We start from the raw sequence: 12,234 nt of genomic DNA, 5'->3' as shown, positions 1-12,234 counted from the left end.
GGGGACCCGCTCCCCGGATCGCCCGCCGCACATCCGAGGCCCACCGCCCGAACTCGACCCGTGAGGAGTACGCCGTGCAGCTGACCGCCACCTCGGCACCGCGTCCGGCGACGCGCATGCGGGCCGACGCCCTGCGCAACCGGGAGCGGATCGTCACCGCCGCCCGCGAGCTGTTCACCGAGTTCGGTCCCGACGTGCCCCTCGACGAGATCGCCCGCCGGGCCGGCGTCGGAAACGCCACCGTGTACCGGAACTTCCCGGACCGCGACGCTCTCGTACGCGAGGTCGTCTGCTCCGTCATGGACCGTACGGTCGCGGCGGCCGAGGAAGCGCTCGCCGAGACCGGCGACGCCTTCGAGGCCCTGGAGCGCTTCGTGCACACCGCCGCCGACGAGCGGATCAGTGCGCTGTGCCCCATGGTCCAGAGCACGTTCGACCACAACCACCCGGACCTGGAGGCATCGCGGCTGCGCTGCGAGCAGCTCATCGCGGAGCTCATGGACCGCGCCAAGGCGGCCGGCCAGCTCCGCCCCGACGTGGGCTTCGGCGACCTGATGGTCGCGGTGGCCCAGCTCAGCCGGCCCCCGGCCGGCACGCTCTGCCTCGACGTGGACCGTTTCGTCCACCGTCATCTGCAGCTCTTCCTCGACGGGCTGCGGGCACCCGCCCGCTCCGTCCTGCCGGGGAAGGCACTGACCATGGAGGACCTGCGCCAGACCGCTTGACCGCCACACCGCCGGACCGACCGCCAGACCGACCGCCATACCGCCATACCGCTTGACCGTCAGATTCCAGATCGCCAGACCGCCAGACCCTAGGCCGCGTGACCGGCTCACCGGCTCACCGGCTGACCGTCTGACCCGCTGACCGGCTGACGGTTCGGCAGCCCGCGCGGTCTTCCCACCCGGCGAAACAGCCGGCCGCACACCGACATCCGATCCGACGCCCACACCCAGCCCGCGGCAAGCCGCCGCCGGGTCGTGGTCCCGTACGCCCTTCTGCCGAACAAGTCCCGATATTTCCGCACGACAGTCCGTCGCGTAGTACCGAACGGGGTACCTCCATGCCTGAAACACCGTCCAAGGCCGCACCCTCCGCGGCCCCGGCCTCCTTCGCGCCCGACCCGGGTCGCTGGAAGGCCCTCGTCTTCATCGCGCTGGCGCAGCTGATGGTCGTCCTGGACGCGACCATCGTGAACATCGCGCTGCCCTCCGCCCAGCAGGACCTCGGGATCTCCGACGGCAACCGGCAGTGGGTCGTCACGGCGTACGCCCTCGCCTTCGGCGGTCTGCTGCTCTTCGGCGGCCGGATCGCCGACCTGTGGGGCCGCAAGCGCGCCTTCCTGATAGGTCTCGTCGGCTTCGCCGCGGCCTCCGCGCTCGGCGGTGCGGCCACCAACGAGGCGATGATGTTCGGCGCCCGCGCCCTGCAGGGTGTCTTCGGCGCGCTGCTCGCGCCCGCCGCGCTGTCGCTGCTCGCGGTGATGTTCACCGACGGCAAGGAGCGCGCCAAGGCGTTCGGCATCTACGGTGCCATCGCCGGTGGTGGCGGTGCCGTCGGTCTGATCCTCGGCGGTTTCCTCACCGAGTACCTGGACTGGCGCTGGACGTTCTTCGTGAACATCCCCTTCGCCGTGGCCGCGGCCGTCGGTGCCTGGCTCGTCATCCGTGAGCCGGAGGGCGGCCGCAACCGCTCCCCGCTGGACATCCCCGGCGTCATCCTGTCGACCGCGGGTCTGGTCGCGCTGGTCTACGGCTTCACCCGCGCCGAGGCCGAGGGCTGGGGCGACAGCCTGACCGTGGGCATGTTCGTCGCCGCCGGTGTGCTGCTGCTGGCGTTCGTGCTGGTCGAGGCGAAGGTCAAGGCCCCGCTGCTGCCGCTGCGCGTGGTGACCGAGCGCAACCGGGGCGGTGTCTACCTGTCCCTGGGTCTGGCGATCATCGCGATGTTCGGCCTGTTCCTCTTCCTGACCTACTACCTGCAGATCGTGAAGGGCTACTCGCCGGTCAAGACGGGCTTCGCCTTCCTGCCCATGATCGTGGGCATGATCGTCGGCTCCACCCAGCTCGGCACCCGTCTGATGATGCGGGTCCCCCCGCGCATGCTGATGGGCCCGGGCTTCCTGGTCGCCGCGGTCGGCATGCTGCTGCTGACGCAGCTGGAGATCGGGTCGTCGTACACCTCGCTGCTGCTGCCGTCGATGGTGCTGCTGGGCCTCGGCATGGGTACGGCGTTCATGCCGGGCATGGCGCTGGCCACCCAGGGTGTCGAACCGCGGGACTCCGGTGTCGCCTCCGCGATGGTCAACACCTCGCAGCAGGTGGGCGGCGCCATCGGTACCGCGCTGCTGAACACGATCGCCGCGTCCGCGACCACCTCGTACATCGAGGACCACATCCGCTCCGCCGCCGGCCGGCCGCAGCAGCAGCTGGTCCAGCTGGAGGGCATGGTGCACGGCTACACCAGCGCCATCTGGTTCGCCGTCGGCATCCTGGTCGCCGCTGCGCTCATCGCGATGACCTTCATCAACGCGGGCCGGCCGGGCGGCGGCCCGGTCGCCTCCGGTGACGGCGCGCAGGACGAGATCCGGGTTCCGGTCGTCGCGCACTGACCACCGGCCCGGCGGAAGTACCCCCGCAAGGCCCGTGCGTACGGACGAGGAAGGGGACGCCTCGTCCGTACGACTCCCCGGACCTGCCCCGGCTGCGGCCACCCGGCGCCGATCCTGACGGCGGCGCTAGCGCAGCCAGGGCAGGTCCGCTCCCGCGTCGGAGGGCTGAAGTCCCTCGGCGACGATCTCCATGATCTCGCCGAGGGACTTCTGCTGTTCCGGCGTCAGCCGGTCGAACAGCGCCTGGCGTACGGCGGCGACATGGCCGGGCGCGGTGCGGCGCAGCACCTCGTAGCCCTCCTCGGTGAGCACCGCGAACTGGCCGCGCTTGTCGGAGGGGCAGTCCTCGCGGCGCACCCAGCCGTTCTTCTCCAGGCGGGCGACCGCGTGCGAGAGGCGGGAGCGGGTGATCTTCGCGTCCATGGCCAGCTCGGTCATGCGCAGCCGTCGCCGCGGGGCCTCGGCCAGCTTCACCAGCAGGCCGTAGTAGATGTGCGGCATGCCCGCGTCCCGCTGGAGCTGGCGGTCGAGGTGGTCCTCGAGGAGGGTGGTGGCATGGAGGTAGAAGCGCCACACGCGCTGCTCCTCGGCGGTGAGCCACTGCGGCTCGCCGGAGGGCGCGGGGTGTGCCGATGCGGGTGCCGTGTTCATACGTCCACTGTACGGGCGTAGTCCTTGAAACTTAAACAAGCTTTGCCGTAGTCTCGGAGGAGAGGAAGCTTTAAGTTTCAAGTTGCTTGTCCGGAGGGAGCCGCCGCCATGTCCGCCGCCACTCAGGAGCGCATGCCCGCCCTGTACCTCTCCCACGGCGCCCCACCGCTCGCCGACGACCCCGTCTGGCCCGGACAGCTCGCCGCCTGGTCCGCCCGCCTGCCCCGCCCGAAGGCGATCCTGATCGTCTCCGCGCACTGGGAGGAGGCCCCGCTGGCGCTCGGCGCGGTCGAGACCGTCCCGCTGGTGTACGACTTCTGGGGCTTCCCCGAGCACTACTACCGGGTCCGCTACGACGCACCGGGCGCCCCCGCCCTCGCCGAGTCCGTGCGCAAGCTGCTGCGCGCCCCCGGCACGCCCGTGCAGGACATCCCCGACCGGGGCCTCGACCACGGCGCCTATGTGCCGCTCGTCGAGATGTTCCCGGCCGCCGACATCCCCGTCCTGCAGATCTCCATGCCCACCCTCGACCCCGTGCGCCTGATGGAGATCGGCCGCAGGCTCGCGCCGCTGCGCGACGAGGGCGTCCTGATCGTCGGCTCCGGGTTCTTCACCCACAACCTCGCCGCACTGCGGCACGCGGGGGCCGGGGTGCCCGGCTGGTCGGCCGAGTTCGACGACTGGGGGCGGCGGGCGCTGGAGGCGGGGGACGTGGACGCGCTGCTCGACTTCACCGCCAAGTCGCCGGCCGGGCGCCTCGCCCACCCGCGCACCGAGCACTTCGCGCCCCTGTTCGTGACCATGGGCGCCGCGGACGCGGCCGGTGAGCTCGGGGAACAGAAGTCGGTGATCGACGGGTTCTGGATGGGGCTGGCCAAGCGGTCGGTGCAGTTCGGCTAGCGCCGGGCTTCGGTTCGGCTAGCGCCGGGCTTCGGCGGGGGCCGGTGGCGATGCCGGTGCCGGTGCCGGTGTCGGGGAGGGGAGCGCGGGGCGCGCAGGCCCGGAGCTCCTGCTCGTCCCAGGCCGCGGGTCACAGCTCCTTCTCGTACCAGGCCACGTCCCAGTACCGCCCGAACTTGCGGCCCACCTCCCGATACGTCCCCACGTGCCGGAAGCCGAAGCGCTCGTGCAGCCGCACCGAGCCCTCGTTGGGCTGGGCGATGCCCGCGTACGCGCGGTGCAGGTCCTCGTCCGCGAGCGCCTCGAACAGGGCCTTGTAGAGCAGGGTGCCGATGCCGCGGCGGCCCGCGTGCGGGGCGAGGTAGACGGAGACCTCCACCGAGGTCGAGTAGGCCGGCTTGGCGCGCAGCGGGCTGGAGGTCGCGTATCCGAGGACCGCCCCCGACCTCGTGTCCTGGGCAACCTTCAGCCGGTACGGGCCGTCTTCAGGGTGGGAGAGCAGCCACGGGCGGCGCTCCTCGGCCGTGAGGACGCGGGTGTCGAAGGTGACGGCCGTCTCACGGACGTAGTGGTTGTAGATGTTGGTGAGGGCCTGGAGGTCTGCCTCGACTCCCGGTCTGACCTGCACCTCTGTCGGCTCCGACGGCATCACGACCCCCTCTGTGGCCGCACAGGGTACTGCATGATCAGAAAAATAGAGGGACGGGTTGGGAATTCTGTCCTGATTCCAGTCGTTGTTTCCATCGGATGCAGGGCACCCGACCAGAGTGGCCAACGCGTCCAGGACCACCCGCTGACCCACATCGCAAGGGAGCACGCATGGCAACCCGTGCCGTCGCCCGTCGTACGTCCGCCAGTGGCGAGACCGACGCGGCAAGCAGTGTTCGCGCCCATGGCGGCGAGATCGCCGACCGCGACCTGGTCGGCATGTACCTCGACGAGATCGCGCGTACACCGCTGCTCGACGCCGCCAAGGAGGTCGAGCTGTCCCAGACGATCGAGGCGGGTGTCTTCGCGCAGCAGGTCCTCGACGGGTACGAGGAGTCCAAGGCGGACGCCACCCGTGAGGAACTGGAGGCGCTGGTCGCCGAGGGGGAGCGGGCCAAGGACGTCTTCATCCGCTCCAACCTGCGCCTGGTCGTCGCCGTCGCCCGCCGCTATCCGCGCAGCGGCCTGCCCCTGCTCGACCTGATCCAGGAGGGCAACGCCGGTCTGGTGCGCGCGGTGGAGAAGTTCGACTACCGCAAGGGCTTCAAGTTCTCCACGTACGCCACCTGGTGGATCCGTCAGGCCATCACCCGCTCCATAGCGGACCAGTCCCGCACCATCCGGCTGCCCGTCCACCTGGTGGAGGAGCTGGGCCGGATCCGGCGCGTGCAGCGCGAGTTCAACCGCGACCAGGGCCGGGAGCCGGAGCCCGCGGAGATCGCCGCCGAGCTCGGCACCACCCCGGAGCGTGTCGTCGACGTCCTGGACTGGGCCCGCGACCCGGTCTCGCTGAACATGTCCGTGGACGACGAGGGCGAGACCCAGTTCGGCGACCTCCTGGAGGACACCTCCGCGGTGTCGCCGGAGCAGTCGGTGCTGACGCTGCTGCGCAGCGAGGAGCTGGACGACCTGATCGGCCGCCTTGACCAGCGCACGGCCTCCATCATCAAGATGCGGTACGGCATCGAGGACGGCCGGGAGCGCACCCTGACCGAGGTCGGCAAGGAGCACGGACTGACCCGTGAGCGGATCCGGCAGATCGAGAAGCACGCGCTGCTGGAACTGAAGAAGCTGGCCCGCCAGACCGGCTTCGACGCGGCCGCCTGACCCGGACCTTACGCCCCTTCGGGGGCGTACGCCGGGTGGCGAAAGGCCGCGCAAACATGGCCGTGTTCCATCGCTTCAACCGGTGGGGGTGCGGGAACAACCCTTCATGGCGCGGGAGTTCGCGGCAGCGGGAACCCTCTCGTGGGGGCGCCGCCCCTGCAGGACCGTTTCGCCGCCCTCGCCGACCGCTGCGCGACCATCCGGAGCCACGTCCCGACGCACTCCCCCCGGTGCCGGGACTTTCCCGAGCCGGGTTTCGGCGCCTCTCCCCCCTGAGCGCCGGAACCCGGCTCCTTTTGTGCGCGGGGGCGGACCGGGCCGGGTCCTGAGCGCGGGGGGGAGAGAGACCGTGCCTGTCCTGTGCGACAGGGGGGGACCGTGCCGGTCCTCTGCGACAGGGCGGACCGTGCCGGTCCTGGGCGCGGGTGCGGGGCGTATCGGTCGTGCTCGCGGGGCGGGCGGGTGCGGCTGGCCCTGTGCGGCGGGCGGGCCGGGGCTGTGCGCGGGTGCGGGGCCAGTGCTGTGCGCGGGGGCCGTGCGGTGCTGTGCTGCGGGTGGAACCCCTGACGTGGGCGTGGGAGCCGGGTGTGGGGACGCTGAAGTGGCGGGGCACCCCGGACCTGAACCCCGGGGTGGCCCGCCGGATGGCAGATTGTGCCACATCGGCATAGCCTGCCGACATGAGCAGCACCACTCCCGGACAGAACCGGCCTGGCTCGGCCGCCTCGCCGGCCACGACCGCCTCGTCCGCCGGGACGGCCTCGCCCGTCTCGCTGACCGAGCGGCGCAAGGCCGAGACCCGTATGGACATCGCCCGTGCGGCCGCCGGACTCTTCGTGGGACGTGGCCTGAAGGCGACGCGGGCCGAGGACATCGCGCAGGCCGCCGGTATCGCCCCGCGCACCTTCTACCGCTACTTCGCGACCAAGGAGGAGGCCATCGCCCCCCTCTACGCGGCGGGCGCCCAGCGCTGGGCGGAGGCGGTGCGCGAGGCCCCCGCGGGACTCGGCGTGGGCCAGGCCCTGGAGCACGCCGTCCGGCAGACCCTGCTGCCCGGCCACGGCATCTCCGCGGCCTCCTGGGAGTGGGTGCGCACCCTCATCCGTCTCGCCGACTCCAGCCCGGCCCTGCGCAAGGTGTGGGCGGAGGTGTGCCGGTCCGCGGAGGACGAGCTGGCTCGGGTGCTGGTGGAGCGGGGTCCGGGCACGCAGGGTGCTGACAACGTTGCCGTGGGTGCGGACGGGCGGTTCGTCGCCGCCGTCGCCGGCGCCGCCGTGCGGACGGCCGTGGAGGCATGGGCGGCCGGGGACGCGCCCGCCGGAGGTGAACAGGGCCCGGCGGCACTGGCGTTGCGCAACCTGGAGGCGCTGCGGGGGTTCGCGTGGGGCGGCGGAGTGTCGTAGGGCCAAGGTGGGGCAGGGGAGTGTCGTAGGGCCTCGGTGGGGCGGCGGAGTGTCGTAGGGCCTCGGCGGGCAAGGGAGTTGCCGTTGGGGATCGGCGGTCAGCCCGCCGCCCTGGTCAGGCGGGCTCCCAACTCCCGTACGCACTCCACCAGTTCCGCCGGTTCCCGTACCGTGAAGTCGAAGCCCAGCATGGCCAGCCGCAGCGCCAGCCAGTCCACCGGGCCGCCGGCCGTGCCGCGCAGCCGGCAGTGGCCGGCGTCGAGGGGCTCGGGCGCGTCCATCCAGGCGGGGAGGCGGGCGGCGACGGTCTCGGCGGGGGCGGCGAAGACGACCGTGAACGCGTAGTCCTCCTGGTGACGGCCGATCGACCGCCGCAGATACTCCGCCGCGCTGCCCGCCGGCAGCTCGCGCGGGGCGAACCGCGCGCCGGTCGCGAAGGGCTCGCTGATGCGGTCGACGCGGAAGGTGCGCCAGTCGGCGCGGTCGAGGTCGTAGGCGACGAGGTACCAGCGGCGGCCCGTCGAGACCAGCCGGTACGGCTCGGTCAGGCGGCGCGAGTCCGTGCCGTCCTTGGCCCGGTAGGCGAACCGCAGGCGCTCCTGGCCGGCCACCGCCGAGGCGATCGCGGTGAGCGTCTCGGGCGCGATGCTCGGGCCGTCGCCGATGGTCAGGGCGGTGGTCGCGGCTTGGAGGGTGGTCACGCGGCGGCGCAGCCGGGACGGCAGCACCTGCTCCAGCTTGGCCAGCGCGCGCACCGACGCCTCGTCCACGCCCTCGACGGCGTGCCCGGCGCCCGCGCGCAGTCCGACCGCGATCGCCACCGCCTCCTCGTCGTCGAGGACGAGCGGCGGCATGGCCTTGCCCGCGACCAGGCGGTAGCCGCCGTCCGACCCCTTGGTCGCCTGGACGGGATAGCCCAGTTCGCGCAGCCGGTCGACGTCCCGCCGGACGGTGCGCCGGGAGACGCCGAGCCGGTCGGCGAGCTCCCCGCCGGGCCACTCGCGGGGCGTCTGGAGGAGGGACAGCAGCTGCAGGAGGCGTGCGGGGGTGTCCGTCGTCATGCCACCGAGGATGCCGCATAAATAGGACGCCATCTGACCTAATGGGCCTCTAGCTTGTTCCTCATGACCTCCACCGCACAGCTCTCAGGGACGCAGGCGCCTGCCGACCGGCGTCGCTGGTTCGCGCTCGCCATCGTGATGACGGCGGCCTTCATGGATCTCGTCGACGTCACGATCGTCAACATCGCCATACCCTCGATCCAGGAGGACACCGGCGCCTCCTTCAGCCACATCCAGTGGATCACCGCGGGATACGCCCTCGCCTTCGCCGCCGGGCTCATCACCGGCGGACGGCTCGGCGACATCCACGGCCGCAAGCGGCTGTTCCTGATCGGCATCGGCGGTTTCACCGTCGCCTCCGCCCTGTGCGGACTGGCCTCCGACCCGGATGTGCTGGTCGCCGCGCGCATCCTCCAGGGCGGCATGGCCGCGCTGATGGTGCCCCAGGTGCTGTCGATCGTGCACGCGACCTTCCCGGCGCACGAACGCGGCAAGGTGTTCGGCCTGTTCGGCGCGGTCGTGGGCATGGGCGCGGTGCTCGGCCCGCTGCTTGGCGCGCTGCTGACGGAGTGGAACCTGTTCGGCCTGGAATGGCGCCCCATCTTCCTCATCAACCTGCCCGTCGGCATCGCCGGACTGATCCTCGGCAGCCGCTTCATCACCGAGTCCCGCGCCCCGAAGGCGCTGAAGCTGGACCTGGTGGGCGTCGCCCTGGTCACCCTCGGCCTGCTGATGCTGCTGTACCCGCTCACCCGCGGCCACGAGCTGGACTGGCCGGTGTGGGGCTACGTCATGATGGCCGGGTCCCTGGTGGTGCTGGCCGCGCTGGTGGCCTACGAGCGGCGCAAGGCCGCGCGGGACGGCTCCCCGCTGATCGAGCTGTCGCTGTTCCGGGTGAAGAGCTTCGCCGCGGGCATCGCCGTGCAGGTCGTGTTCGGTGTCGGGCTCGGCATCTTCTTCCTGGTGTGGACGCTGTACATGCAGATCGGGCTGGGCTGGGGGCTGCTCAAGGCCGGTCTGACCGGTGTGCCGTTCTCGATCGCCGTGTCGGTGGCGGCGGGCATCTCCGTGCAGAAGCTGGTGCCGCGGTTCGGGCGCAAGGTGCTCCAGGCGGGCGCGCTGGTGATGATCGCCGGAGTGCTGCTGTACCTGTGGGAGTCGGAGCGGTACGGGCAGGGCATCGAGCCCTGGCAGATGGCGCTGCCGCTGGTCGTGATGGGCGCCGGGATGGGGCTCATCTTCGCCCCGCTCACCGACGCCATCCTCTCGGAGGTGCCGCGTGAGCACGCCGGTTCGGCGTCCGGCCTCATCAACACCGTTCAGCAGATGGGCAACGCGCTCGGGCTCGGTCTGGTGTCCGTGGTCTTCTTCGGTGTCATCGACGACGGGCTCGCCCCGGCGCAGATCGGGTCGGCCTTCGTGGACGCCTTCCAGTACGCGCTGAAGTGGGTCGCCGGGGTCATGGGCGTGATCTTCCTGCTCATGCTGGCGCTGCCGAAGCGGCCGGTGGTGCACGCGGAGGCGGAGGCCGCGGGAGCCGCGGACACCGTGACCGAGGACGCTTCGGCCGAGGAGCCGGTCAAGGTCGGGGCCCGGCGGTGAGGTGACCCGCCGACCGACGCCGGCGGGCGGGCCGTGCCCGAGCCGAGCGGTGCCGGAGTCAGGCTCTGCCGGAGCCGGTCCCTGCCGGAGCCGGGCCGTGTCCGCCGAGCCGGTCCGGGCGCTGGAGTCGATTGGGTGTGCGCCTCTCTCGCGAGATCGCGGGAGGGGCGCACACCCGTTTTCGTATGCCGACTGGTGCCGACTGGTGCCGACTGGGACGACAACCAGCAGCTACGCCCCCCCCCCCCGATGCCCGTTTGTGTCTGCGCTGCGCCCGAACCTGTTTACTTTCCGGAAATCCGGGCGTACTGTCGCCGTGAAACCACAGGTTCGGGCACAGGTCGGAGGCGAACGGACATGTACGCACCGGAGCGACAGCAGGAGATCCTCCGGCTCGCCCGTGACGGCGGCCGGGTGGACGTCCTGTCGCTCGCCGAGGAGTTCCAGGTGACCGCGGAGACGATCCGCCGGGACCTGAAGGCCCTCGACCGCGCCGGTCTCGTCCGCCGGGTCCACGGCGGCGCCATACCGGTCGGCCGCCTCGACTTCGAGCCGGACCTCACCGAGCGCGAGGGCACGGCCGCCGACGAGAAGGACCGCATCGCCAAGGCCGCCGTCGCGGAGCTGCCCCTGGAGGGCACCCTCGTCCTCGACGCCGGTACGACGGTCGCGCGGCTGGCCGCCGCCATCCCGCTGGAGGCATCGCTCACCGTCGTCACGCACAGCCTGCCCATCGCCGCCCGCCTCGCCGACCACCCCGGCATCCAGCTCCACCTGGTCGGGGGGCGCGTACGGCACCGTACGCGCGCCGCCGTCGACGCCTGGGCGCTGCGGGCGTACGGCGAGATCCGCGCCGACGTGCTGTTCGTCGCCGCCAACGGCTTCTCCGCCGAGCACGGGCTGACCACCCCCGACCTCGCCGAGGCCGCGGTCAAGCGGGCCGCGGTCGCCGCCGCACGCCGCGTGGTCCTGCTCGCCGACTCCTCCAAGCACGGCCAGGAGCACTTCGCCCGCTTCGGCGACCTGGGCGACGTGGACCTGCTGATCACCGACAGCGGGCTGAGCCCCGACGACGCGGCCGCCATCGAGCGCGGCGGCACGGAAGTAGTACGCGCATGATCCTCACCGTCACCCCCAACCCGTCCCTGGACCGCACCTACGAGGTCCCCGCCCTGGAGCGCGGCGAGGTCATCCGCGCCACCGGTGAGCGCATGGACCCGGGCGGCAAGGGCGTGAACGTCTCGCGCGCGGTCGCGGCCGCCGGGCGGCGCACGGTGGCGGTGCTGCCGCTGGGGGGTGCGCCGGGCGCGCTCGTGGCGGATCTGCTGGACGCGCAGGGCATCGAGGTCGCGCCGGTGCCGGTCGCCGGGGCCACCCGCTCGAACATCGCCCTCGCGGAGTCGGACGGGGTGCTCACGAAGATCAACGCGCCGGGTCCCGAACTCTCCGCGGCGGAGCAGGAACTGCTGCTGGAGACGGTACGGGAGCGGTCGGCGGGCGCCGACTGGATCGCGTGCTGCGGGAGCCTGCCGCGCGGGCTCGCGCCGTCCTGGTACGCCGATGTGGTCGCCCGGGCGCACGCCGGAGGCGCGCGGATCGCGCTGGACACCTCGGGGCGGGCGCTGCTCGAAGCGCTGCGGGCGCGGCCCGACGTGGTGAAGCCGAACGCCGAGGAGCTCGCGGAGGCCGTCGGGCGGCCGCTGGCGACGGTCGGCGACGCGGTGAAGGCGGCCGAGGAGCTGCGCGAACGGGGCGCCCGCGCGGTGCTCGCCAGCCTGGGCGCCGACGGGCAGCTGCTGGTGGACGACGCGGGCACCTGGTTCGGCAGCGCCCGCGTCACCACCGTCCGCTCCAACGTCGGCGCCGGTGACTCCTCCCTCGCCGGCTTCCTCATCGCCGGCGGCACCGGCCCCGACGCCCTCGCCTCCGCCATCGCCCACGGCGCCGCCGCCGTCCAGCTCCCCGGCAGCGTGATGCCGACGCCGGCCGATCTGGACCCGGCCGCGGTGACGGTCACGGCGGATGTGCCGGTGGACCGTGAGCTGAGGGAGCCGGTGTCATGACGTACGCGCGTACGCGACCGGCCCACGGCGACCCCGAGCCGCCTACGCGGAGCGAGCACCCCCGAGCAGTGGCGGGCCGTCCCCACCCCCGCCACCCCCTGACCCCCCACCGCACCCCCGTCCCCACC

Annotated in this window: 11 protein-coding genes; 8 read left to right on the top strand and 3 right to left on the bottom strand. The window is 72.4% G+C overall.

Features of this window, described 5'->3' with window-relative positions:
* Positions 1-116 precede the first annotated feature (116 nt).
* Positions 117-725, top strand: coding sequence for a TetR/AcrR family transcriptional regulator (locus ACSU6M_RS14650; RefSeq protein WP_437075139.1), 609 nt, complete (start codon positions 117-119; stop codon positions 723-725).
* Between the two features lie 338 nt (positions 726-1,063).
* On the top strand, positions 1,064-2,611 hold the full coding sequence (locus tag ACSU6M_RS14645; protein WP_437070152.1) for an MFS transporter: 1,548 nt from the start codon (positions 1,064-1,066) through the stop codon (positions 2,609-2,611).
* 126 nt (positions 2,612-2,737) lie between these two features.
* Here the strand turns inward: ACSU6M_RS14645 and ACSU6M_RS14640 are convergent, their stop codons facing one another.
* The gene (locus ACSU6M_RS14640) at positions 2,738-3,262 is read right to left on the bottom strand and encodes a MarR family winged helix-turn-helix transcriptional regulator (RefSeq protein WP_437070151.1); all 525 of its coding nucleotides are present in this window, start codon (positions 3,260-3,262) and stop codon (positions 2,738-2,740) included.
* 108 nt (positions 3,263-3,370) lie between these two features.
* Between ACSU6M_RS14640 and ACSU6M_RS14635 the strand changes: the two genes are divergently transcribed.
* A complete protein-coding gene (locus tag ACSU6M_RS14635; protein ID WP_437070150.1) occupies positions 3,371-4,162 on the top strand; it encodes a dioxygenase family protein in 792 nt (263 codons plus the stop codon).
* A gap of 130 nt (positions 4,163-4,292) precedes the next feature.
* Here ACSU6M_RS14635 and ACSU6M_RS14630 read toward each other — a convergent pair whose 3' ends face one another.
* Positions 4,293-4,811, bottom strand: coding sequence for an N-acetyltransferase family protein (locus tag ACSU6M_RS14630; protein WP_437070149.1), 519 nt, complete (start codon positions 4,809-4,811; stop codon positions 4,293-4,295).
* A 170-nt stretch (positions 4,812-4,981) separates the two neighbouring features.
* On the opposite strand from ACSU6M_RS14630, the gene ACSU6M_RS14625 reads away from it, so the two are divergent.
* Positions 4,982-5,977 carry a sigma-70 family RNA polymerase sigma factor gene (locus ACSU6M_RS14625; protein WP_437070148.1) on the top strand — a complete coding sequence of 332 codons (996 nt, stop codon included), beginning with the start codon at positions 4,982-4,984 and terminating at the stop codon, positions 5,975-5,977.
* 680 nt (positions 5,978-6,657) lie between these two features.
* Positions 6,658-7,380, top strand: a complete 723-nt coding sequence (locus tag ACSU6M_RS14620; RefSeq protein ID WP_437070147.1) for a TetR/AcrR family transcriptional regulator — start codon at positions 6,658-6,660, stop codon at positions 7,378-7,380.
* A gap of 98 nt (positions 7,381-7,478) precedes the next feature.
* Here the strand turns inward: ACSU6M_RS14620 and ACSU6M_RS14615 are convergent, their stop codons facing one another.
* Positions 7,479-8,441 carry a helix-turn-helix transcriptional regulator gene (locus tag ACSU6M_RS14615; RefSeq protein WP_437070146.1) on the bottom strand — a complete coding sequence of 321 codons (963 nt, stop codon included), beginning with the start codon at positions 8,439-8,441 and terminating at the stop codon, positions 7,479-7,481.
* Between the two features lie 63 nt (positions 8,442-8,504).
* On the opposite strand from ACSU6M_RS14615, the gene ACSU6M_RS14610 reads away from it, so the two are divergent.
* The 3 genes from ACSU6M_RS14610 to pfkB all read left to right on the top strand — a co-directional run bounded on the left by ACSU6M_RS14610 (position 8,505) and on the right by pfkB (position 12,106).
* Positions 8,505-10,043, top strand: a complete 1,539-nt coding sequence (locus ACSU6M_RS14610) for an MFS transporter (protein WP_437070145.1) — start codon at positions 8,505-8,507, stop codon at positions 10,041-10,043.
* Positions 10,044-10,400: 357 nt separating this feature from the next.
* Entirely contained in the window at positions 10,401-11,162 is a 762-nt protein-coding gene (locus tag ACSU6M_RS14605) for a DeoR/GlpR family DNA-binding transcription regulator (RefSeq protein WP_437070144.1), read from the top strand.
* Positions 11,159-12,106, top strand: a complete 948-nt coding sequence (pfkB, locus tag ACSU6M_RS14600; RefSeq protein WP_437070143.1) for a 1-phosphofructokinase — start codon at positions 11,159-11,161, stop codon at positions 12,104-12,106. The genes ACSU6M_RS14605 and pfkB overlap by 4 nt, the downstream gene beginning before the upstream one ends.
* Positions 12,107-12,234 lie beyond the last annotated feature (128 nt).

It is taken from the genome of Streptomyces sp. enrichment culture (genome assembly GCF_964272895.1).
Classification (GTDB): domain Bacteria; phylum Actinomycetota; class Actinomycetes; order Streptomycetales; family Streptomycetaceae; genus Streptomyces.
Note: the sequence above shows the minus strand (reverse complement) of the source record. Positions and strands in the feature narration are given on the sequence as shown.

Excerpts from the sequence above, each read along its gene's own strand:
- ACSU6M_RS14605 (WP_437070144.1), top strand. The coding sequence starts at position 10,401 with ATGTACGCACCGGAGCGACAGCAGGAGATCCTCCGGCTCGCCCGTGAC.
- ACSU6M_RS14625 (WP_437070148.1), top strand. The coding sequence starts at position 4,982 with ATGGCAACCCGTGCCGTCGCCCGTCGTACGTCCGCCAGTGGCGAGACC.
- ACSU6M_RS14650 (WP_437075139.1), top strand. The coding sequence starts at position 117 with ATGCGGGCCGACGCCCTGCGCAACCGGGAGCGGATCGTCACCGCCGCC.
- pfkB (WP_437070143.1), top strand. The coding sequence starts at position 11,159 with ATGATCCTCACCGTCACCCCCAACCCGTCCCTGGACCGCACCTACGAG.
- ACSU6M_RS14620 (WP_437070147.1), top strand. The coding sequence starts at position 6,658 with ATGAGCAGCACCACTCCCGGACAGAACCGGCCTGGCTCGGCCGCCTCG.
- ACSU6M_RS14610 (WP_437070145.1), top strand. The coding sequence starts at position 8,505 with ATGACCTCCACCGCACAGCTCTCAGGGACGCAGGCGCCTGCCGACCGG.
- ACSU6M_RS14615 (WP_437070146.1), bottom strand. The coding sequence starts at position 8,441 with ATGACGACGGACACCCCCGCACGCCTCCTGCAGCTGCTGTCCCTCCTC.
- ACSU6M_RS14630 (WP_437070149.1), bottom strand. The coding sequence starts at position 4,811 with ATGCCGTCGGAGCCGACAGAGGTGCAGGTCAGACCGGGAGTCGAGGCA.
- ACSU6M_RS14645 (WP_437070152.1), top strand. The coding sequence starts at position 1,064 with ATGCCTGAAACACCGTCCAAGGCCGCACCCTCCGCGGCCCCGGCCTCC.
- ACSU6M_RS14635 (WP_437070150.1), top strand. The coding sequence starts at position 3,371 with ATGTCCGCCGCCACTCAGGAGCGCATGCCCGCCCTGTACCTCTCCCAC.
- ACSU6M_RS14640 (WP_437070151.1), bottom strand. The coding sequence starts at position 3,262 with ATGAACACGGCACCCGCATCGGCACACCCCGCGCCCTCCGGCGAGCCG.